16 protein-coding genes and 2 tRNA genes are annotated in these 22219 nt (G+C 60.7%); 14 read left to right on the forward strand and 4 right to left on the reverse strand.

Annotated elements, in window-relative coordinates; genetic code table 11:
• Positions 1-27: 27 nt before the first annotated feature.
• The 12 genes from LOY28_RS02515 (at position 28) to LOY28_RS02570 (ending at position 15027) form a co-directional block, all read left to right on the forward strand.
• Complete coding sequence (locus LOY28_RS02515) at positions 28-1527, forward strand: NAD(P)H-hydrate dehydratase (RefSeq protein WP_258613014.1); 1500 nt, start codon at positions 28-30, stop codon at positions 1525-1527.
• Positions 1515-1985: a tRNA (adenosine(37)-N6)-threonylcarbamoyltransferase complex ATPase subunit type 1 TsaE gene (gene tsaE, locus LOY28_RS02520; protein ID WP_018928505.1), complete on the forward strand. Its 471-nt coding sequence runs from the start codon at positions 1515-1517 to the stop codon at positions 1983-1985. The genes LOY28_RS02515 and tsaE overlap by 13 nt, the downstream gene beginning before the upstream one ends.
• Positions 1986-3416: an N-acetylmuramoyl-L-alanine amidase gene (locus LOY28_RS02525; RefSeq protein WP_019582199.1), complete on the forward strand. Its 1431-nt coding sequence runs from the start codon at positions 1986-1988 to the stop codon at positions 3414-3416. It begins immediately after the preceding gene.
• The gene (mutL, locus tag LOY28_RS02530; RefSeq protein WP_018928503.1) at positions 3413-5323 is read left to right on the forward strand and encodes a DNA mismatch repair endonuclease MutL; all 1911 of its coding nucleotides are present in this window, start codon (positions 3413-3415) and stop codon (positions 5321-5323) included. Before LOY28_RS02525 ends, mutL begins: the two co-directional genes overlap by 4 nt.
• The gene (gene miaA, locus LOY28_RS02535) at positions 5323-6294 is read left to right on the forward strand and encodes a tRNA (adenosine(37)-N6)-dimethylallyltransferase MiaA (RefSeq protein WP_258613015.1); all 972 of its coding nucleotides are present in this window, start codon (positions 5323-5325) and stop codon (positions 6292-6294) included. Before mutL ends, miaA begins: the two co-directional genes overlap by 1 nt.
• 94 nt (positions 6295-6388) lie before the next feature.
• Complete coding sequence (hfq, locus tag LOY28_RS02540; RefSeq protein WP_007902656.1) at positions 6389-6649, forward strand: RNA chaperone Hfq; 261 nt, start codon at positions 6389-6391, stop codon at positions 6647-6649.
• A gap of 12 nt (positions 6650-6661) precedes the next feature.
• Positions 6662-7963 (forward strand): ribosome rescue GTPase HflX, encoded by a 1302-nt coding sequence (gene hflX, locus LOY28_RS02545; protein ID WP_007939591.1) that lies wholly within the window; start codon positions 6662-6664, stop codon positions 7961-7963.
• Between the two features lie 96 nt (positions 7964-8059).
• Positions 8060-9232 (forward strand): FtsH protease activity modulator HflK, encoded by a 1173-nt coding sequence (gene hflK / locus LOY28_RS02550; RefSeq protein WP_018928501.1) that lies wholly within the window; start codon positions 8060-8062, stop codon positions 9230-9232.
• Positions 9232-10101, forward strand: coding sequence for a protease modulator HflC (gene hflC / locus LOY28_RS02555; RefSeq protein WP_007939589.1), 870 nt, complete (start codon positions 9232-9234; stop codon positions 10099-10101). The genes hflK and hflC overlap by 1 nt, the downstream gene beginning before the upstream one ends.
• A 318-nt stretch (positions 10102-10419) precedes the next feature.
• A complete protein-coding gene (locus LOY28_RS02560) occupies positions 10420-11607 on the forward strand; it encodes an ATP phosphoribosyltransferase regulatory subunit (RefSeq protein WP_007939588.1) in 1188 nt (395 codons plus the stop codon).
• A 54-nt stretch (positions 11608-11661) separates the two neighbouring features.
• Positions 11662-12954: an adenylosuccinate synthase gene (locus tag LOY28_RS02565; RefSeq protein ID WP_018928499.1), complete on the forward strand. Its 1293-nt coding sequence runs from the start codon at positions 11662-11664 to the stop codon at positions 12952-12954.
• Positions 12955-13092: 138 nt separating this feature from the next.
• Positions 13093-15027 (forward strand): methyl-accepting chemotaxis protein, encoded by a 1935-nt coding sequence (locus LOY28_RS02570; RefSeq protein WP_018928498.1) that lies wholly within the window; start codon positions 13093-13095, stop codon positions 15025-15027.
• Positions 15028-15123: 96 nt separating this feature from the next.
• On the opposite strand, the gene LOY28_RS02575 is transcribed toward LOY28_RS02570, so the two are convergent.
• The 4 genes from LOY28_RS02575 to LOY28_RS02590 all read right to left on the reverse strand — a co-directional run bounded on the left by LOY28_RS02575 (position 15124) and on the right by LOY28_RS02590 (position 18364).
• A complete protein-coding gene (locus LOY28_RS02575) occupies positions 15124-16689 on the reverse strand; it encodes an iron ABC transporter permease (RefSeq protein ID WP_258613016.1) in 1566 nt (521 codons plus the stop codon).
• The gene (locus LOY28_RS02580) at positions 16689-17699 is read right to left on the reverse strand and encodes an extracellular solute-binding protein (protein ID WP_018928496.1); all 1011 of its coding nucleotides are present in this window, start codon (positions 17697-17699) and stop codon (positions 16689-16691) included. Before LOY28_RS02580 ends, LOY28_RS02575 begins: the two co-directional genes overlap by 1 nt.
• Positions 17700-18026: 327 nt before the next feature.
• Positions 18027-18113 (reverse strand) — tRNA-Leu (locus LOY28_RS02585).
• A gap of 164 nt (positions 18114-18277) precedes the next feature.
• Positions 18278-18364: transfer RNA gene (locus tag LOY28_RS02590), tRNA-Leu, on the reverse strand.
• Between the two features lie 226 nt (positions 18365-18590).
• Here LOY28_RS02590 and rnr point away from each other — a divergent pair.
• On the forward strand, positions 18591-21221 hold the full coding sequence (gene rnr, locus LOY28_RS02595) for a ribonuclease R (protein WP_018928495.1): 2631 nt from the start codon (positions 18591-18593) through the stop codon (positions 21219-21221).
• Positions 21218-21985, forward strand: a complete 768-nt coding sequence (gene rlmB / locus LOY28_RS02600; protein WP_018928494.1) for a 23S rRNA (guanosine(2251)-2'-O)-methyltransferase RlmB — start codon at positions 21218-21220, stop codon at positions 21983-21985. The genes rnr and rlmB overlap by 4 nt, the downstream gene beginning before the upstream one ends.
• The last annotated feature ends 234 nt before the right edge of the window (positions 21986-22219 follow it).

The raw sequence follows: 22219 nt of genomic DNA on the forward strand, positions 1-22219 counted from the left end.
CTGCCAGACATCGGAGCCTGAAGACGCATGCCGCACACTAAAGATGAATTACCCGACGCGCTGTATAGCGCCGCGCAAGTCCGAGGGCTCGATGCGAGCGTGATCGCGGCCGGTACACCGGGCTTCGAATTGATGCAGCGTGCGGCACGGGCGACCTGGCGTGCGCTGGTCCGCCATTGGCCGACCGGGCACGAATTGAGTGCGGTGGCCGGCCATGGCAATAACGCGGGCGACGGTTATCTGGTGGCCGTGCTGGCCCGACGTGCCGGCTGGCATGTGCGGGTGCTGGCCGCCGGTGACCCCGGGCGTTTGCAGGGCGATGCCGCGTCGGCGCATGCCGAGGCGGTGGCCGAAGGCGTGGCCATTCAAGGCTGGACCCCGCACTCCGAGTTGCGCGGCATTGTGCTGGATGCCTTGCTCGGCACCGGCCTGACCGGTGAAGTACGCGAGCCGTTCGCCAGCGTCATCGCCGCGATCAATGCCAGTGGGCTCCCGGTTGCGGCGGTGGATATCCCCTCGGGGCTGTGCGCCGATACGGGTCGCCAGCTCGGCATTGCGGTTCGAGCAGACCTGACGGTGACGTTCATCGGTTTGAAGGTGGGGCTGTTTACCGGTGACGCGGCGGATGTGGTGGGCGATTTGGTATTCAACGATCTGCACGTCGCCCCCGAGACATTTATTGGGGCCGAGATCAGTGCGCGTCGCCTGACGGCCGGTAATGTACCGCGTCTGGCCGGCCGCGCTCCAACTGCCCACAAAGGCAAATTTGGTCACGTATTGCTCGTTGGCGGTGATCGCGGTTTTGGCGGCGCCATCCTGCTTAGTGCACAAAGTGCCCTGCGCAGCGGTGCCGGCATGGTGTCCGTGGCCACCCGCAGCGAGCACGTTCCGGCCGCCCTGGCGCGTTTGCCGGAAGCCATGGTGCTCGGTACGTCGTCGGCCAATCAATTGATGGGCTTGCTGGAGAAGGCCACGGTACTGGTCGTCGGCCCGGGGCTGGGGCAGGCCGCCTGGGGGCGCAGCCTGTTGTCGGCAGCGGCCAACGCGTCGCAGCCACAAGTCTGGGATGCCGATGCATTGAACCTGTTGGCCGAAGGTGGCGTGAGCTTGCCCGCAGGTAGTGTCATCACACCGCATCCGGGCGAAGCGGCACGATTGCTGGGGATATCGACAGCCGCCGTACAGGTTGACCGCCCGGCCGCGGCCCATGCGTTGAGCAAAAAATATACAGCGGTGGTAGTGCTCAAGGGCGCTGGCAGTCTGATTGCCAGCCCCGATGGGCGTCTGGCGCTGTGTCATCAGGGCCATCCGGCCATGGCGTCGGCCGGGTTGGGTGATGTGCTGGCCGGTCTGGTGGGCGCCTTGCTCGCTCAGGGCCTGGACGCGTATGACGCGGCCTGCCTGGCGGTCTGGCTGCACGCCAATGCCGGTGCGCAACAAGGTAAATTAGGCCGCGGGCTGGCGGCCAGTGATCTGATTCCAGCCATTCGTCAGTTGTTGGAGGAGCAAGCACCGTGTCTGAAGTAACCCTGTACCTGGCTGATGAGCAGGCCATGAGCGATTTTGGCGCACGTATCGCCAAAACCACCGGAGGGCACGGTCTGATCTTTCTTGAAGGGGATCTGGGCGCGGGGAAAACCACACTGTCCCGGGGCATCATCCGTGGCCTGGGGCATACCGGCGCGGTAAAAAGTCCGACCTTTACCCTGGTCGAGCCTTACGAGATCGGCGCCGTCCGCGCCTTCCATTTCGACTTATATCGATTGGTCGACCCCGAGGAGCTGGAGTACCTCGGCATCCGCGACTATTTCGATGACGACGCATTATGTCTTATTGAATGGCCCCAGAAGGGTGCAGGCTTTTTGCCAAAGCCCGACCTGACCATTACCATTAGCCCGCAAGACAGCGGGCGTTCGCTGAGAATTTTGCCCCAAGGCTCGCGTGGCGAGTCGTGGTGTGCCGTTTTGGCATTGGAATCCAAATAAATGATGGGGTTAGGTATGCGCTTTCGCGCGTTGGTTGCTGCCGTAGGGGTGTTGTTTTTGGCGGTGACCGTCGACGCTGTGGCCGAGACGAAGGTCAACAGTGTTCGCCTTTGGCGGGCGCCGGATAACACTCGACTGGTGTTCGACCTGACGGGGCCTGTCCAGCACAGCGTCTTTACCCTGACCGCACCGGATCGGCTGGTAATCGACATCAATGGCGCGACGCTCGGCTCGCCGCTGAACGTCTCCACGGCCAACACGCCGATCACGGCAATGCGTTCGGCACAGCGTACGCCGACCGATTTGCGGGTGGTCATCGACCTGAAAAAAGCCGTCACGCCGAAAAGCTTCACCTTGGCGCCGAACGCCCAGTACGGCAATCGCCTGGTAGTCGACCTGTTCGACAACGCGGCCGATGCCGCGCCACCGCCTGCGCCAACACCGTCTGTGGCCACGGTACCCGCCGTACCCGTCACGCCGTCCGAGCCTTCGATCAAGCTGCCACCCGCACCGGCTGGCAAGCGCGACATTATCGTGGTGATCGATGCCGGTCACGGCGGCGAAGACCCGGGCGCCTCGGGCTCTCGCGGTCAGCGTGAGAAAGACGTGGTGCTGGCCATCGCCCGTGAACTGCAGCGTCAGGTCAATGGCATGAAAGGTTTCCGCGCCGAACTGACCCGTACCGGCGACTACTTCATTCCATTGCGCGGCCGTACCGAAATCGCCCGCAAGAAGGGCGCCGACCTGTTCGTTTCGATCCACGCCGACGCCGCGCCGTCAGCCGCAGCGTTCGGTGCGTCGGTGTTTGCCCTGTCTGACCGCGGCGCTACGTCGGAGACCGCCCGTTGGCTGGCCGACAGCGAAAACCGTTCCGACTTGATCGGCGGTGCCGGCAACGTCAGCCTCGACGACAAGGACCGGATGCTCGCCGGCGTGCTGCTCGACCTGTCGATGACCGCTTCCCTGACATCCAGTCTGAACGTTGGCCAGAAAGTCTTGAGCAACATCGGTCGCGTCACGCCGCTGCACAAACAACGTGTCGAGCAAGCCGGGTTCATGGTGCTGAAGTCGCCGGACATCCCGTCGATCCTGGTGGAAACCGGGTTCATCTCCAACGCCAACGAAGCCTCGAAACTCGCGGCATCGAGCCACCAGCAGGCGCTGGCGCGCTCCATCAGCAGCGGCGTGCGGCAATTCTTCCAGCAGAACCCGCCGCCGGGCACCTACATTGCCTGGCTGCGCGATTCCGGCAAGATCGCCCAAGGCCCACGTGACCATCGCGTGAGCCCCGGTGAAACCCTGGCGATGATCGCCGTGCGTTATCAGGTGTCTGCGGCCACCTTGCGCAGTGCCAACAACTTGCAAAGTGACGAGCTGAAGATTGGTCAGACGTTGACCATTCCAGGCACTGAACTGGCGGCCAAAGAATGAACCAGGTGCTGACCAACACGGCGCGTATCGAGCTACTCAGTCCACGGCTGGCGAACCAGATTGCCGCTGGTGAAGTGGTTGAGCGCCCGGCCTCGGTGATCAAGGAGTTGCTGGAAAACAGCCTCGACTCCGGCGCCAAACGCATCGATGTCGATGTGGAGCAGGGCGGTGTCAAGCTGCTGCGGGTGCGCGACGATGGCAGTGGCATTTCCGCCGATGACCTGCCTTTGGCCCTGGCCCGTCACGCCACCAGCAAGATTCGCAACCTGGAAGACCTCGAACAGGTCATGAGCCTGGGGTTTCGTGGTGAGGCGCTGGCCTCCATCAGTTCCGTGGCGCGTCTGACCCTGACTTCCCGCACTCGCGACGCCGATCAAGCCTGGCAGGTGGAAACCGAAGGCCGGGACATGGCGGCTCGCGTGCAACCAGCGGCTCATCCGGTGGGCACTTCGGTGGAAGTGCGCGATTTGTTCTTCAATACCCCGGCGCGCCGCAAGTTTCTCAAGACCGAAAAAACCGAATTCGATCACCTGCAAGAAGTGATCAAGCGTCTGGCGCTGGCGCGGTTCGATGTGGCGTTCCATCTGCGCCATAACGGCAAAACCATCCTCAGCCTGCACGAAGCCCATGATGACGCGGCCCGCGCCCGGCGTGTGGCGGCGATCTGCGGGGCGGGCTTTCTGGAGCAGGCGCTGCCGATCGAAATCGAACGCAATGGCCTGCATTTGTGGGGTTGGGTCGGGTTGCCGACCTTCAACCGCAGCCAGGCGGATTTGCAGTATTTCTTTGTGAATGGCCGTGCCGTGCGCGACAAACTGGTGGCGCACGCAGTGCGCCAGGCTTATCGCGACGTATTGTTCAACGGTCGGCACCCGACATTCGTGCTGTTTTTCGAAGTCGATCCGGCGGGCGTCGACGTCAACGTGCACCCGACCAAGCACGAAGTACGCTTCCGTGACGGGCGCATGGTTCACGACTTCCTTTACGGCACTTTGCATCGCGCCTTGGGTGATGTGCGGCCGGAAGACCAGTTGGCCGCGCCTGTCGCGACAGCCATGGTCCGGCCAACCGGTATCGAAGCCGGCGAGTTCGGCCCGCAGGGCGAGATGCGTCTGGCGGCCAATGCGCTGCTGGAGCAGCCTCAGGCCCAGCCGTCCTTCAATACTTCGGCGGGCTCTGGCGCCGGTGCCGGTTATCAGTATCAATACACGCCGCGACCTCAGTCCGGCGTGCCCGTCGCCGAAGCCCAGGCGGCCTATCGCGAGTTTTTCGCGCCGTTGCCCGAGGCCAATGCGGTCGCGCTGCCGGCCGGGCAAGATGACATTCCGCCGCTGGGCTATGCACTGGCGCAGCTCAAGGGCATCTACATTCTTTCGGAAAACGCCCAAGGCCTGGTGCTGGTAGACATGCATGCCGCCCATGAGCGGATCATGTACGAACGGCTGAAAGTCGCCATGGCCAGCGAGGGGTTGAGCGGTCAGCCATTGCTGGTGCCGGAATCCCTGGCGGTCAGCCAGCGCGAAGCCGACTGCGCCGAAGAAAACGTCGCCTGGTTCCAGCGTCTGGGTTTTGAATTGCAGCGCCTTGGCCCGGAAACCCTGGCCATCCGGCAAATCCCTGCGTTGCTGAAACAGGCCGAGGCCAACCGACTGGTTAGCGATGTGCTGGCGGATTTGATGGAATACGGCACCAGCGACCGGATTCAGGCGCACCTGAACGAACTGCTCGGCACCATGGCCTGCCACGGCGCGATTCGCGCGAATCGGCGCCTGGCCTTGCCGGAAATGAACGGCCTGCTGCGGGACATGGAAAACACCGAGCGCAGCGGTCAATGTAACCATGGCCGACCGACCTGGACCCAACTGGGCCTGGACGATCTGGACAAACTGTTCTTGCGCGGTCGTTGATGAGCCAGTTCCCTCCCGCGATTTTCCTGATGGGGCCGACGGCCGCCGGCAAGACCGACCTGGCCATCGAACTCACCAAGGTCCTGCCCTGCGAGCTGATCAGTGTCGATTCGGCGCTGGTTTATCGCGGCATGGACATCGGCACCGCCAAACCCTCCAAAGAGATCCTGGCCGAATTCCCGCATCGTCTGATCGACATTCTCGACCCGGCCGAGAGTTATTCCGCCGCGGATTTCCGTCGCGATGCGTTGCAAGCCATGGGCGAGATCACCGCGCGGGGCAATATTCCGCTGCTGGTGGGCGGCACAATGCTCTATTACAAGGCTTTGCTCGAAGGTCTGGCCGACATGCCGGCGGCCGATGCGGACGTTCGTGCGCAAATCGAAGAAGAGGCTGCACGCCTTGGCTGGCAAGCCCTGCACGATCAATTGGCGGTGATTGATCCGCAATCCGCGGCGCGAATTCACCCGAACGATCCGCAGCGCCTTAGTCGTGCACTGGAAGTTTATCGCGTCAGCGGCCAGAGCATGACTGAGCTACGCTTGCGACAATCTGCGCAAAGTACTGAAGCAGCCGCTTCGGGACTGCAACAATTGCCCTATACTGTCGCGAACTTGGCCATCGCTCCGGCAAATCGCCAGGTACTGCACGAGCGCATTAAACAAAGATTCACAAATATGTTGGAACAGGGATTCGTCGACGAGGTCGTAGCCCTGCGAGATAGAGGTGACTTGCATTCCGGGTTGCCGTCTATACGTGCAGTAGGTTATCGACAAGTCTGGGATTACCTGGATGGCAAGCTGACGCAAGCCGAGATGCAGGAGCGTGGAATCATTGCCACGCGCCAATTGGCGAAGCGCCAGTTCACCTGGCTGCGCAGTTGGGCTGATTTATACTGGTTGGACAGCCTCGATTGCGACAATCTGCCGCGCGCCTTGAAATACCTCGGGACCATCTCCATATTGAGCTGAGTCCTTGCAATTGCCGTCTATCCTTGGGGGTGTGACGGCCCCAAGCCATCTGTTTACCTATTTTTTATATTGAATCCTTAAAGGAGTGCGGCACATGTCAAAAGGGCATTCGCTACAAGACCCTTACTTGAATACTTTACGTAAAGAGAAAGTGGGGGTTTCCATCTACCTGGTCAACGGGATCAAACTGCAAGGCACGATCGAGTCTTTCGACCAGTTCGTTATCCTGCTGAAAAACACCGTCAGCCAGATGGTTTACAAACACGCTATCTCTACAGTGGTGCCAGTTCGTCCAATTCGTCTGCCTAGCGCAACCGAATCCGAAGCAGGCGACGCTGAGCCAGGTAACGCCTGATAGGAGTCTCCTTTGTTCTTTGAGCGCCACGGTGGTGGTGAGCGGGCAATTCTCGTTCACTTGGATGGTCAGGACCCTGAGGCGCGCGAAGATCCGCAGGAGTTTCAGGAGTTGGCAATTTCGGCTGGTGCCGAGACCGTCGCGTTTTTTAACGTGCCGCGTCATCGGCCAACCGCCAAAACCCTGATCAGCAGCGGCAAGGTCGAAGAGTTACGCGACCTGGTCAAAGCCGAACAGGTCGATCTGGTGATTTTCAATCACATCCTCACGCCCAGTCAGGAACGTAACCTCGAACGTATTTTCGAGTGTCGCGTGATCGATCGCACGGGTCTGATTCTCGATATCTTTGCCCAACGCGCCCGCACCCATGAAGGCAAGCTCCAGGTCGAACTGGCCCAGCTTGAGTACATGAGTACGCGTCTGGTTCGCGGCTGGACTCACCTTGAGCGGCAGAAGGGCGGTATCGGCCTGCGCGGGCCGGGTGAAACCCAACTGGAAACCGACCGGCGCCTGTTGCGGATTCGTCTACGTCAGATCAAGGGGCGCCTGGAAAAGGTCCGCAGCCAGCGCGAGCAGTCTCGTCGCGGGCGCAAGCGTGCTGACATTCCGACGGTTTCACTGGTTGGTTATACCAACGCCGGCAAATCGACGCTGTTCAACTCGGTCACCGATTCCGACGTCTTTGCCGCCAACCAGCTATTCGCGACCCTCGACCCGACCTTGCGCCGACTAGAGCTCGAGGACCTCGGGCCGATCGTGCTGGCCGACACTGTGGGCTTCATTCGTCACCTGCCGCACAAACTGGTCGAGGCATTTCGAGCTACGCTCGAAGAGTCGAGCAACTCCGACCTGCTGCTGCACGTGATCGATGCGCACGAGCCTGATCGTATGGCCCAGATCGAACAGGTCATGGTGGTGCTCGGGGAGATCGGGGCACAAGACTTGCCGATCCTTGAGGTATACAACAAACTCGATTTGCTCGAGGGGGTTGAGCCGCAGATCCAGCGCGATGCCGATGGCAAACCGCAGCGGGTCTGGTTGTCGGCCAAGGACGGTACCGGCCTGGACTTGCTCAAGCAGGCAGTGGCGGAACTGTTGGGCAGCGATTTGTTTGTTGGCACCTTGCGCTTGCCGCAACGTTTTGCTCGACTGCGTGCGCAGTTTTTCGAACTCGGTGCGGTGCAAAAAGAAGAACACGACGAAGAAGGCATCAGCCTGCTGGCCGTTCGCTTGCCACGGATCGAATTGAATCGACTCGTGAGCCGCGAAGGTCTGCAACCGATGGAATTCATCGAGCAACACACTTTGCAATAAAAGCCTGAGAAAGCGGTTGTGCCGCGGTGACAGGCATTCTGTAGCATTGGTCGGCGCGCCGTGGGTGCGTCTTTGCTTTATCAGATGGAGAGCGCTATGGCTTGGAATGAGCCGGGTGGCAACTCGAATAATCAGGATCCTTGGGGTGGCAAGCGCCGCAATAACGGCGACCGCAAGGGACCACCGGATCTCGACGAGGCCTTCCGAAAGCTGCAGGAAAGCCTGAACGGGTTGTTCGGTGGTGGCAAGAAACGCGGTGATGAGGGTGGTGGTCCGGGCAAGAGTGGCGGCTTTGGTGGCCTGCTCGGCATCGGTCTGACCGTGCTCGCAGCCGTGTGGCTGTACAGCGCTGTCTACGTGGTCGACGAGCAGGAGCAGGCCGTGGTGCTGCGCTTCGGCAAATATTATGAAACCGTCGGCCCGGGCCTGAACATCTATTTCCCGCCGATCGATCGCAAGTACCTGGAAAACGTCACGCGTGAGCGTGCCTATACCAAGCAGGGTCAAATGCTGACTGAAGACGAAAACATCGTCGAAGTGCCGCTGACCGTGCAGTACAAGATCAGCAACCTGCAGGACTTCGTGCTGAACGTCGATCAGCCGGAAACCAGCCTGCAGCATGCGACCGACAGTGCCTTGCGCCACGTGGTGGGTTCTACCGCCATGGACCAGGTGCTGACCGAAGGTCGTGAATTGATGGCCAGCGAAATCAAGGAGCGTCTGCAACGTTTCCTCGATACCTATCGCACCGGTATCACCGTCACTCAGGTCAACGTACAGAGCGCTGCTGCACCGCGTGAAGTCCAGGAAGCCTTCGATGACGTGATCCGCGCCCGTGAAGACGAGCAGCGTTCGCGTAACCAGGCTGAAACCTACGCCAACGGCGTCGTGCCGGAAGCCCGTGGTCAGGCCCAGCGCATCCTCGAGGATGCCAACGGTTACCGCGACGAGACCGTCTCCCGCGCCAAGGGTGAGGCTGACCGCTTCACCAAACTGGTGGCCGAGTACCGCAAGGCGCCTGAAGTTACCCGTCAGCGTCTGTACCTGGACACCATGCAGGAAATCTTCAGCAACACCAGCAAGGTTCTCGTGACCGGCAACAAGAATGGCCAGAGCAATCTGCTGTATCTGCCGCTGGACAAGATGGTCGAGGATGGTCGCCGCACCAGCACTCCGGTGACCGGCGCAGCAGCCAGCAGCAATGAAGTGAATGTGCGTGCGGCGGCTGATCTGCAGCAACAGCAGGCACGTACCAGGGAGAGTCGCTGATGAGCAATAAATCGCTGATCGCCCTTATTGTCGGCGTCGTCGTGGCGATCGTTGCCTGGAACTGCTTCTACATCGTGGCTCAGACCGAGCGTGCGGTGTTGCTGCAGTTCGGTCGCGTGGTCCAGGCCGATGTTCAGCCAGGCCTGCATGTGAAAGTGCCTTACGTTAACAAGGTGCGCATATTCGATGCGCGCCTGATGACGCTGGATGCACCGACACAGCGCTTCCTGACGCTGGAAAAGAAAGCCGTGATGGTCGATGCCTACGCCAAGTGGCGCGTGAAAGATGCCGAGCGCTTCTACACCGCGACTTCCGGCCTCAAGCAGATTGCCGACGAGCGTCTGTCCCGTCGTCTGGAGTCGGGCCTGCGTGACCAGTTCGGTAAACGCACCCTGCACGAAGTGGTATCCGGTGAACGTGATGCGCTGATGGCAGACATCACCGCTTCGCTGAACAAGATGGCGGAAAAAGAGCTGGGCATTGAAGTTGTCGATGTCCGGGTCAAGGCCATCGACCTGCCGAAGGAAGTGAACCGCAGCGTGTTCGAGCGTATGAGCACCGAGCGTGAGCGTGAAGCTCGCGAGCACCGCGCCAAGGGTAACGAGCTGGCCGAAGGCATCCGTGCCGACGCCGACCGTCAACGCCGCGTGCTGCTGGCTGAAGCCTATCGTGAATCCGAAGAGGTTCGCGGTGATGGTGATGCCCAGGCTGCTGCGATCTACTCCAAGGCATACGGCCAGGATCAGGAGTTCTACGCGTTCTACCGTAGCCTGCGTGCCTACCGTGAAAGCTTCGCGAACAAATCCGACGTCATGGTCCTGGACCCGAGCAGTGACTTCTTCCGTTACCTGGAAAAAGCCAAGCCTTGATACGACGTTGACCTGAATCATCCCCCCGCCTGGCGGCTAAAGCCTCGGGCGGGGTGATCCTTTGGGAAAACGTGTGTATGATGCGGCAGCCGGGAAATTCCCGGCTTTTTTGCGTCTGCACGTTTGATTGCTGTTTTTATGCAGGCGCCCGAGTTGAATGACTCGACAGGTTTTTCGAGGAAAGTGGTTGGCGAAGCCGGTTCCAGGCTTTTCGCCACGTTGTTCATGCGCGGGGTTTATGCACATGAGCCGATCATTTTCTGCTTCACTCAAGGCTCGCCCAAAGGCTTGCTGCCCGGATCATAGGGGAATGGCGTAATGGCAACGGTAGACCGCTGGCTGCTGCCAGATGGCATCGAAGAAGTACTGCCACCGGAGGCTGCGCGCATCGAAGTTGCGCGTCGCCAGGTGTTGGATCTGTTCCAGAGCTGGGGTTACGAGTTTGTCGTGACTCCCCATATCGAGTACCTGGAATCCCTGCTGACCGGCGCAGGCCAGGACCTCGATCTGCGCACCTTCAAGGTCATCGACCCGCAGTCGGGCCGGCAGATGGGTTTCCGTGCCGACATCACGCCGCAAGTGGCGCGCATCGATGCGCACACCCTGCGTCGCGAAGGCCCGAGCCGTCTGTGCTATGCCGGTAGCGTGCTGCATGCTCAGCCACGTGCGTTGTCGTCCTCGCGCAGCCCGATTCAACTGGGCGCCGAGTTGTACGGCGATGCCAGCCCGAGCAGCGACGTGGAAGTCATCAGCCTGATGCTGGCCATGCTGCAACTGGCCGATGTGCCGGATGTGCACATGGACCTCGGGCATGTCGGCATCTACCGCGGCCTGGCCCGCGCCGCCGGTTTGTCCGGCGAAGTCGAGCAACAGTTGTTCGATGCATTGCAACGTAAAGCCATCGACGAGGTCATTACCTTGACCGAAGGCCTGCCTGCCGATCTGTCGGGCATGCTGCGAGCGCTGGTCGACCTGTGTGGCGGTCGTGAAGTGTTGAGCGCTGCCCGCGAGCGTCTGGCCAATGCGCCGGCGCCTGTTCTGGCGGCCCTGGACGATTTGCTGGCGATTGCCGAGCGTCTGTCCACGCGTTTCCCGGAGTTACCGCTGTACTTCGACCTGGGCGAATTGCGCGGCTACCACTATCACACCGGTGTGGTGTTCGCCGTGTTCGTGCCGGGTGTTGGCCAGTCCATCGCTCAGGGCGGTCGTTACGACGATATCGGTGCCGACTTCGGTCGCGCCCGTCCGGCGACAGGCTTCTCCACCGATTTGAAAACCCTGGTGACCCTGGGGCGTGCTGAGATCGAGCTACCGTCTGGCGGTATCTGGATGCCTGACAGTACGGATGCAGCACTCTGGCAGCAGGTTTGCCAGTTGCGCAGTGAGGGTCAGCGTGTCGTTCAGGCATTGCCTGGGCAGCCTTTGGCCGCCGCCCGTGAAGCGGACTGCGACCGGCAATTGATTCAGCAGAACGGGCTTTGGCAAGTATCGCCACTGGCTTCTTGAGTTTTCCTGCCGGCCGCCGCCGGCACCAAGTTTGCGCGAATGAGGACAAGTGTTATGGGTAAGAATGTCGTAGTCCTGGGCACCCAATGGGGTGATGAGGGCAAAGGCAAGATCGTTGATCTGCTGACCGAACATGCTGCCGCCGTAGTGCGCTACCAAGGTGGCCACAACGCTGGTCACACTCTGGTGATCGACGGCGAAAAAACCGTCTTGCACCTGATCCCGTCTGGCGTGCTGCGCGAAGGCGTGCAGTGCCTGATCGGTAACGGCGTGGTGGTTGCACCCGACGCCCTGCTGCGGGAAATCAACAAGCTGGAAGAGAAAGGCGTACCGGTGCGCGAGCGCCTGCGTATCAGCCCGTCCTGCCCGCTGATCCTGTCCTACCACGTAGCACTGGACCAGGCCCGTGAAAAGGCCCGTGGCGAGCTGAAGATCGGCACCACCGGTCGCGGCATCGGCCCGGCTTACGAAGACAAGGTTGCCCGTCGCGGTCTGCGCATCGGTGATCTGTTCCACCGTGAGCGTTTCGCCGCCAAGCTGGGCGAGTTGCTGGATTACCACAACTTCGTACTGGTCAATTACTACAAAGAGCCAGCGATCGACTTCCAGAAGACGCTCGACGAGTGCATGGAATACGCCGAGCTGCTCAAGCCGATGATGCTCGACGTCACCGCAGAGCTGCACAACCTGCGTCGTGCCGGCAAGGACATCATGTTCGAAGGCGCCCAGGGCTCCCTGCTGGACATCGACCACGGCACCTACCCGTACGTCACCAGCTCCAACACCACTGCTGGCGGCATCGCCACCGGTTCGGGTGTTGGTCCGATGTTCCTGGACTACATCCTCGGCATCACCAAGGCTTACACCACGCGCGTCGGCTCCGGTCCGTTCCCGACTGAGCTGTTCGACGACGTTGGTGCGTTCCTGGCCAAGCGTGGCCACGAGTTCGGCGCCACCACTGGCCGTGCCCGTCGTTGCGGCTGGTTCGATGCCGTGATCCTGCGTCGCGCTATCGATGTGAACAGCATCTCGGGCCTGTGCCTGACCAAGCTGGACGTGCTGGACGGCCTGGAAACCATCAACATCTGCGTAGGCTACAAGAACGAAGATGGTGCAGTGATCGACGCACCGACCGACGCCGACAGCTACATCGGCCTGGAGCCGGTGTACGAGCAGATGCCGGGCTGGAGCGAGTCGACCCTGGGTGCCAAGACCCTGGAGGAGCTGCCTCAGGCTGCGCGCAACTACATCAAGCGCATCGAAGAGTTGGTCGGCGCGCCGATCGACATTATTTCGACGGGCCCGGACCGCAACGAAACCATCGTTCTGCGTCACCCGTTCGCTTAATAAGTCGTTGATGTAAAACACAAAGGCCCCTTAATCGGGGCCTTTGTCGTTTATGCCTGTTGGACGGCATGACCTTTGCTGTGAATATCGCCTTCAGAATGCCATCAATTTAATGGCGTTAGAGTAGAGGGATTTCCTGTGTCGGCCGTTCTCTCACTGTTACAAAGCCGTTTGTTGCGGCCCGTGTTCGTTACCCTTGGTATCGCCCTTTTGGTGCAGGTGCTGGTGGCTGTCGCTCTGACCCGGAGCACGGTGACTGCGCTGGAAACCGATCTGGGCGTGCGCTTGGGCTCCGATAGCCAAAAGCTCTCCGGTGAGCTGGAGCAGGCGGGGCGTGAAGTCACGTCGAGCCTGGATAACCTGTCCAGCAATACCCGTCAGCGCCTGACCGCTGGGCTGTCTTCACGTTTGAAAGACGAGCAGGCTCAACTGCGTACGACGCTGGAGAAGGACCTGAAGGACTCGGCCAATGACATGGCGCAACTTCTGGCGTCGGTCGCACCCCGCGCCATGTGGGACAGCGACATTCCCACCCTGTCCGAATTCGCTCGCCGCGCCCAGCGCAATCCCAACGTGTTGTTCGTGGTCTATGACGACGCCACGGGCCAGCACCTGACGCGCTATCTCAACCGGGAGAACGCGATCAACAAGGCGCTTCTGGAGAAAGGCCAGGGCGAGCGGGCGTTGGACAAGGTGCTGGACGCAGCGAAGAGCGATCCGTCGGTCTACTACCTCGAAGCCTCGATCAGTCCCAATGGCGTGGAAATCGGCAAAGTCTTGATGGGGGTCTCAACTGCCTCTGTGGAAACCGATCTGGCGGCGCTGGACAAGCGCTTCTCGGCGCTGATCGCCAGCAGCGATCAATTGGTGGGTGACAGCCTCAAAGGTGCGGCGGCCGACAGCGCAACGGCGATGCGCGGACGTCTGCAATCGGCGCAGTCCACTGCTTCTGAAATGAAAGCCAACACCACGGGCGCCGTACAGGAAGCCGCAGGGGCTTTGCGCTGGCGCATCGGCATGGGCCTGGCGGTGGTGGGTTTCGGTGTGCTGCTGTTACTGGCGGTGGTGCTGGGGCGTCGAGTGGTCAATCGCCTGAAAATGCTCATTGTCGCGATGGATGACCTGGCGGCAGGCGAGGGCGACCTGACCAAGCGCGTGCAGATCAACAGCCAGGACGAGATCGGCGACATGGCCTCGGCGGTCAATCGCTTTGTGGATAAATTACAGCCGATCGTGCGTGAGGCGGGTGATGTGGCCCAGCGTACCGGTGTGGAAATCGGCGCCATGACTTTGCGTAATGCTGGTGCCGATGCGGCGGCTGGCATGCAGCGCGATGAAGTGGCCGAAAGCCTGCGCGCGTTGTCGCAAATGGCTGACGAGGCTCAGTCTGAAAGCCACGCCATGCAGGCCGCTTTGCAGCAGGTGGTGGACATTCGTCAGGCCACGGATGAGAACACCCGGACTTCGGCGAAAGTCGGCAGTCTCATCGAGGCATTGGCCGGACAAGTCGACACCGGCGCGAAAGTCATCGAGCGTCTGGCGCAGCAGAGTGAGCAGATTGAAGTGGTGCTGACGGTGATTCACGGGATCGCCGAACAAACCAACTTGCTGGCGCTGAACGCGGCCATTGAAGCGGCGCGTGCCGGCGAGACCGGTCGCGGGTTTGCTGTGGTGGCGGACGAGGTGCGGGCGCTGGCGAGCAAGACCCAGAGCTCCACCGGTGACATTCAGGCGCACATCGTTGCACTGCAGCAGGGCGCGCGTGAGGCCGTCGCGGCAATCGGGCAGGCTGGGCGTCAGGCCAGCGAAGGTCTGCTGGTGTTGCGCGATAGCGCGCGGTTGCAACAGTCGGTGCAGGCGTCGGTCGAGCAGGTGCATGCGGCGATCGGCCTGGCGACCCAGGCCGCGGCGCATCAGGCGCAAGGTGCGCAGGCCGTGCGTGGGCGGGTTGAGACCATCCATGCTCAAGCTGAGAAAGCAGCTCAGGCGGTGGTGGAGACCACGGCCAGCGGCAAGGTGCTGGATGGGTTGGCGGCGCAGCTGAAGGCGAGCCTGGGGCAGTTCAGGGCTTAGGTTTCTCGTTCGCAGGTCTGGTGCCTTCGCGGGCAAGCCTCGCTCCTACAAGGGCTACGTAATCCTTGTAGGAGCGAGGCTTGCCCGCGAAGCTTTTCAACGACTCAAATACATCCGCGTCGTCAGCAGATACACAGGCAACCCCGACACCACAATCAACAACGCCGCATAAGGCGCCGCCGCCGCGAACTCCACATTCGCGGTATGCGCCCAGACTTCCGTCGCCAATGTATTGAGCCCGGTCGGGCTCAGCAGCAGCGTCGCCGTCAGTTCCTTCATCGCATCCAGAAACACCAGCGCAAACGCAGCACCCAGGGCGGGAAAGATGATGGGCAGGGTCACCCGACAAAACGCGCTGAAAGACGACGCCCCCAGCGTGCGTGCGGCCTCTTCCAGCTGCGGCGCGGCCTTGTTCAGCGCGGTGCGAATCGGTGCCTGCGCCAGTGGCAGAAACAACAGCGCATAGGCAATCAGCAGCAACGCCGAGGTCTGGTACAGCACTGGCACATAATGCAGGGCGAAATACACCAGGGTCAGCGCTATCACCAATCCCGGCAGTGCATGCAGCAGATACGGCAAGCGCTCGGCCCAGATTGCCAGTCGGCCTTTATGGCGCACCACCAGCAACCCCACCGGCACCGCCAGCACCAGGCACAGCGCAGCGCCACCGAGCGACAGCGCCAGCGACGAGAGCAATGCCTCGCTGATCGCGGCCACCGGGAACGCTGCCGACGAACCCACCATCAACCAGTACGCCAGCATTCCCAGTGGAATGCCGCTGCCGATGATCGCCAGCAGCAAGCAGTAAAGTTGTCCCACAGCCGCCCACGGCCCGAGCCGAACCTGCTCCGCATGCCGAGCAGCGCCCTGGCCGGTGCGTACGTGACGGCCTTTGCCGCGCACGCGTAACTCAAGCCATAGCAGCACCAGGCACAGCGCCAGCAACACCGCAGAAAGCATCGCTGCATTGGCGTTGCTGAATTCCAGTTCGAACTGCTGATAGATCGCCGTGGTAAAGGTTTGCAGGCCGATGATCGACAGCGCGCCGAACTCCACCAGCATGTGCAGCGCAATCAACAGTGAACCGGCCAGCAGTGATGGCCAGAGCAGGGGCAGGGTGATTTTGAAGAATACACCCCAACGATTCTGCCCCAGGGTGCGGGCAGACTCTTCAAGAGAGGGGTCGAGATTGCGCAGCGTTGCCGCGACCGGCAGAAAGATCAGCGGGTACTTGGACAGCGTCATCACCAGAATCGCCCCGCCCAGCCCTTCGAAGTGAGCACTCAGGGATACCCAGGTGAAGCTGCTGACAAATGCCGGCACCGCGAACGGCAGGCACAGGATCACGCCCCATAATCGCCGTCCCGGCAGATTGCTGCGCTCCAGCAGCCAGGCGAGTGACAAGCCAATCACGCCGCAGGCCAATGTGACGCCCAGCATCAGCGCCAGGGTATTGCGCAGCAGGCCAAACACGTAGGGCCGCCACAGCAGATGCAGTGCCTCGGCCCAGCCGGCTTGCCAGGTTTTGAGGCCGACATAGGCCAGCGGCAACAGGCTGAGTACCACCAGCAGCAGAACCGGTAGCAGTAGCCAGATCGACGGCCGCTTGCGCCTTGGCATGTAACCCCCATGCGAAGCGGGGGCGGATAACGAGGCGCTCATCAGTTCAAGCCAACGTCACGTTCCAGGTCCAGGGCTTCTTCGGCGTTGCCGAGATCGGCTGGCGTGACGTTCGGCGCTTGCAGTTCGCTGAACGGCTTGAGACCGCGATCCGATTCCATGCCCTTGTGCAGCGGGTATTCAGCGGTGGTCTGGGTGATCACACGCTGACCTTCTTCGCTGGCCATGTAGGCGAGCAATTGCTGGGCTTCTTTTGGATGTTTGCTGGATTTCAGTACGCCAGCGCTGGAAACGGTGATCAGTCCGCCGACGTCGCCACCGGTGAAGTAATGCAGCTTCGAGTCGAGTTGGCCTTTTTCACGCTGTAAGGCGAACCAGTAGTAGTTGTTCACCAGCACGGTGGCGACTTCGCCATTTTCCACGGCTTTCAGTGCAACCATGTTGTTGCTGTAGGTTTTGCCGAACGCACGCAGGCCGGTCAGCCATTCTTCGGCGGCGTCCATCCCGTGGACCTTGATAATCGCCACCGCCTGTTCCTGGAAGGCGCCGCTGCTGGGCACGAAGCCAACCTTGCCTTGCCATTTTGGATCGGAGAATTCCATGACCGACTTGGGCAGGTCTTTTTCGTCGATCAGTTTAGGGTTGAAGGCGACGACCCGGACCCGCGCGGTGATGCCGATCCAGGTGCCATTGCCGGCAACGTAGTCCTTGGGCAGGACTTCAAGTGTGGCGGCATCGGCTTTCGCCAGCAGGCCTTGTTCGCCGAGCTTGTTCAGCGGTGGCGATTCTTCGGTGTAGATCACATCGGCAGGGGAGCGATCGCCTTCTTCGACGATCTGGCTGGCGAGTTGGTTGCTGCTGCCCTTGCGCACATTGACGTGAATCCCGGTCTTGGCTTCGAAGGCTTTGGCGACGGCGTCGCCGACTTCCTTGTGTTGACCGTTATAGAGTGTCAGGGAAACCGGATCGGCGGCTTGGGTGAGGGGCGTGGCGAGTGTCAGGCCGAGGAGGGTGATGGTCAGGCCGCGGCGCAGGGTATTTCGAAGCATCATTCGCAGGGTTCCTCACTGTCGCATTGCAAAAACTTGAAACAATGATAAACGATATTGCTTCTCAAGTGCGCCTTGCTGGGCGGGTGAGGGTTTGCTAGAGGGGCTGGTGCAGATCTTTGTGGCGAGGGAGCTTGCTCCCGTTCGGCTGCGGAGCAGTCGCAAACCGGGCAATAAGGATTGACTGAAAGAATGAGGGGGGCGCTTCGCAGCCCAGCGGGAGCAAGCTCCCTCGCCACAAAGGGCGGCTATGGCTTCAAAGGCCAGAAACGCAAAAACCCGCTTTCGCGGGTTTTTGTGAAATTCAAGATCGTGACCTTGAATTTGAATTGGTGCCCAGAAGAAGACTCGAACTTCCACGACCTTACGGTCACCAGCACCTGAAGCTGGCGTGTCTACCAATTTCACCATCTGGGCATGATCTTCAGCGTTGCCGCTGTTGATGTGGCGCACTATACGGAGAGCATTTTGATCTGTAAACCCCTGATTTAATTTTAATAATTCAGAAGCCTGGAATGCAAAAACCCGCTTTCGCGGGTTTTGTGTGAGCCTTGAAATTGATCTAATCTCAAGCTCGAAATTGGTGCCCAGAAGAAGACTCGAACTTCCACGACCTTGCGGTCACCAGCACCTGAAGCTGGCGTGTCTACCAATTTCACCATCTGGGCAGTATCGGCAGCGCTAGTGCGTCGTCGATGGCGCGCACTATACGGAGCGTCTTTTTAACTGTAAACCCCTGTCATCAAAAAAACCTGGAAAATTTTACCGGCGGCATTCAAATCAGCTTCGCGGTGTCGATAAAGGGCTTTAGATGGGCTGTCATAGCCTGAAATTTCCCGTTTCATTACGCCTATGCCAAACTAACCCGCATATAGACAAGGTGAAAACTCTCTAATGGCCGATTGGCAGTCCCTCGATCCCGAGGCCGCTCGTGAAGCGGAAAAATATGAAAACCCTATTCCTAGCCGCGAACTGATCCTTCAGCACCTTGCTGATCGAGGTTCGCCTGCTAACCGCGAGCAGCTGGTCGAAGAGTTTGGTCTGACCACAGAAGACCAGATCGAAGCCCTGCGCCGCCGCCTGCGCGCCATGGAGCGCGACGCTCAACTCATCTACACCCGTCGCGGCACTTATGCGCCGGTGGACAAGCTCGACCTGATCCTGGGCCGCATCAGCGGTCACCGTGACGGTTTCGGCTTCCTGGTCCCGGACGACGGCAGTGACGACCTGTTCATGAGCCCGGCGCAAATGCGCCTGGTGTTCGATGGCGACCGTGCCCTGGCCCGTGTTTCCGGCCTCGACCGTCGCGGTCGCCGCGAAGGCATGATTGTCGAAGTGGTGTCCCGCGCTCACGAGAGCATCGTCGGTCGTTACTTCGAGGAGGGCGGTATCGGTTTCGTCGTCGCAGACAATCCGAAGATCCAGCAAGAAGTGCTGGTGACGCCAGGTCGCAATGCCAACGCGCAGATCGGTCAGTTCGTTGAAGTGAAGATCACTCACTGGCCGACGCCACGCTTCCAGCCGCAAGGCGACGTGGTCGAGGTGGTGGGCAACTACATGGCACCGGGCATGGAAATCGATGTTGCCCTGCGCACCTACGATATTCCGCACGTCTGGCCTGAAGCGGTCTTAAAAGAAGCCGCCAAGCTCAAGCCTGAAGTCGAAGAGAAAGACAAAGAGAAGCGCATCGACCTGCGTCATCTGCCGTTCGTGACCATCGACGGTGAAGATGCGCGCGACTTCGATGACGCGGTCTACTGCGAAGCCAAACCGGGCAAGCTGCGCCTGTTCTCCGGTGGCTGGAAGTTGTACGTGGCGATTGCCGACGTTTCCAGCTACGTGAAAATCGGTTCGGCGCTGGATAACGAATCCCAGGTTCGCGGCAACTCGGTGTACTTCCCCGAGCGCGTGGTGCCGATGCTGCCTGAGCAGTTGTCCAACGGCCTGTGCTCGCTGAACCCGCACGTCGATCGCCTGGCCATGGTTTGCGAGATGACCATCTCCAAATCCGGCGAAATGACCGACTACTGCTTCTACGAAGCGGTGATTCACTCCCATGCCCGCCTGACCTACAACAAGGTCAGCGCCATGCTGGAAACGCCGAAAGCCACCGAAGCGCGTCAGCTTCGCGGTGAATACACCGACGTTCTGCCGCACCTCAAGCAGCTGTATGCGCTGTACAAGGTTCTGCTGGCGGCTCGTCACGTGCGCGGCGCGATCGATTTCGAAACCCAGGAAACCCGGATCATCTTCGGTTCCGAGCGCAAGATTGCCGAAATCCGTCCGACCGTTCGCAACGATGCTCACAAGCTGATTGAGGAATGCATGCTGGCGGCCAACGTGGCCACCGCCGAATTCCTGAAGAAGCACGAAATCCCTGCGTTGTATCGTGTCCACGACGGCCCGCCGCCGGAGCGTCTGGAAAAACTGCGCGCCTTCCTCGGCGAGCTCGGCCTGTCCCTGCACAAAGGCAAGGACGGTCCGTCGCCGAAGGATTACCAGGCTTTGCTCGCGGGCATCAAGGATCGTCCGGATTTCCACCTGATCCAGACCGTCATGCTGCGTTCGTTGAGCCAAGCGGTGTACAGCGCCGATAACCAGGGCCACTTCGGCCTGAATTACGAAGCCTATACCCACTTCACTTCGCCTATTCGCCGCTACCCGGACTTGCTCACGCACCGGGCGATTCGCAGCGTCATCCATTCGAAAATGGACACCCCGCACGTTCGCCGTGCCGGCGCGATGACCATTCCGAAGGCGCGGATCTATCCGTACGACGAAGCGACCCTGGAGCAGCTCGGCGAGCAGTGCTCGATGAGCGAGCGCCGTGCCGACGAAGCCACTCGCGACGTAGTGAACTGGCTCAAGTGCGAGTTCATGAAAGACCGTGTGGGCGAATCGTTCCCGGGGGTGATCACCGCCGTGACCGGTTTCGGCCTGTTCGTCGAACTGACCGATATTTACGTCGAAGGCCTGGTGCACGTCACCGCGCTACCGGGTGACTACTACCACTTCGATCCTGTGCACCATCGCCTCGCCGGTGAGCGTACCGGTCGTAGCTTCCGCTTGGGCGACACCGTTGAAGTGCGCGTCATGCGCGTCGACCTCGACGAGCGCAAGATCGACTTCGAGATGGCCGAAAAAACCATCAGCGCACCGATCGGTCGCAAAAAGCGCGGCACTGAAACCGCAGCGCCTGCTATCAAAACAGCTGCCGAGCCGGTACTGGCCAAGGCCGGGCGTCGTCCTGCCAAGGAAAAGGCCGTCGAAGCCTATCGTCCGAGCGATGCGGCGGCAAAAAATGCCGAGTTGCGCAAAAGTCGTGAAATGAAACAGGCATTGCTGTCTGAAGCGAAAAGCGGCGGTAAAGCGGCGTCTGGGGGAAAGACCGGGCGGTCGGCGCCTGACAAGGCCTCCGGCGGCAAGCCAGCCAAACCGAGCAAACACCGTAAAGGCCCGCCAAAAGCGGGTTCCGCTCCAGCCGCCAGAAGCGGCGGGGCGCGTAAACCTAAGGCCAAGTCATGAGTCAGTTGGAAAAGATCTACGGCGTGCACGCGGTAGAAGCGTTGCTGCGTCACCACCCAAAACGTGTCAAGCAGATCTGGCTGGCTGAAGGCCGCAGCGATCCGCGCGTTCAGACGCTGATCGAACTCGCTGCCGAAAATCGCGTGGCTGTCGGTCAGGCTGAGCGTCGCGAGCTGGACGCCTGGGTTGAAGGCGTGCACCAGGGCGTGGTGGCGGACGTGAGTCCGAGCCAGGTCTGGGGCGAGGCCATGCTCGACGAGCTGCTCGATCGCACCGAAGGCGCGCCTTTGCTGCTAGTGCTCGACGGCGTGACCGATCCGCACAACCTCGGCGCTTGCCTGCGTTCGGCCGATGCGGCCGGCGCGCTGGCGGTGATCGTGCCGAAGGACAAATCAGCCACGCTGACCCCGACGGTTCGAAAAGTTGCTTGTGGCGCGGCGGAAGTGATTCCGTTGGTCGCCGTGACCAACCTGGCGCGCACCCTGGAAAAACTCAAGCAGCGCGGCTTGTGGGTCGTCGGTACGGCGGGCGAGGCTGAACAGGATCTGTATCAGCAGGACCTGACGGGCCCGACCATCCTGATCATGGGTGCCGAAGGTAGCGGCATGCGCCGCCTGACTCGCGACCTTTGCGACTATTTGGTGCGCCTGCCGATGGCTGGCAGCGTCAGCAGCCTCAACGTGTCCGTCGCCACCGGCGTCTGCCTGTTCGAAGCGCTGCGCCAGCGTGGCGTCAAAGCCGCCGGGACCGCCAAAAAGTCCTGAGACTCCTCTGCAGGAGTCGCCGCAGGCGGCTCCTGCAAGTGTTCGGCTTTCCAGTCGAAGTGATTGTTCAAATAATCACCAATTGCCTTGCACCTCCCTCGACCCTTCTCTACAATTGCGCCCCTTGCTGTGACGGCAGGCACGTATGTGTCTATCGCAAGCAAGTCCATAAGTGTCATTCACTCCTTGTCTGACCGCTTTTGAGCGGCAGGCTACAACCCGTAAGGAGCATTC

Origin of the sequence: Pseudomonas sp. B21-017 (genome assembly GCF_024749245.1) — a bacterium.
Classification (GTDB): domain Bacteria; phylum Pseudomonadota; class Gammaproteobacteria; order Pseudomonadales; family Pseudomonadaceae; genus Aquipseudomonas.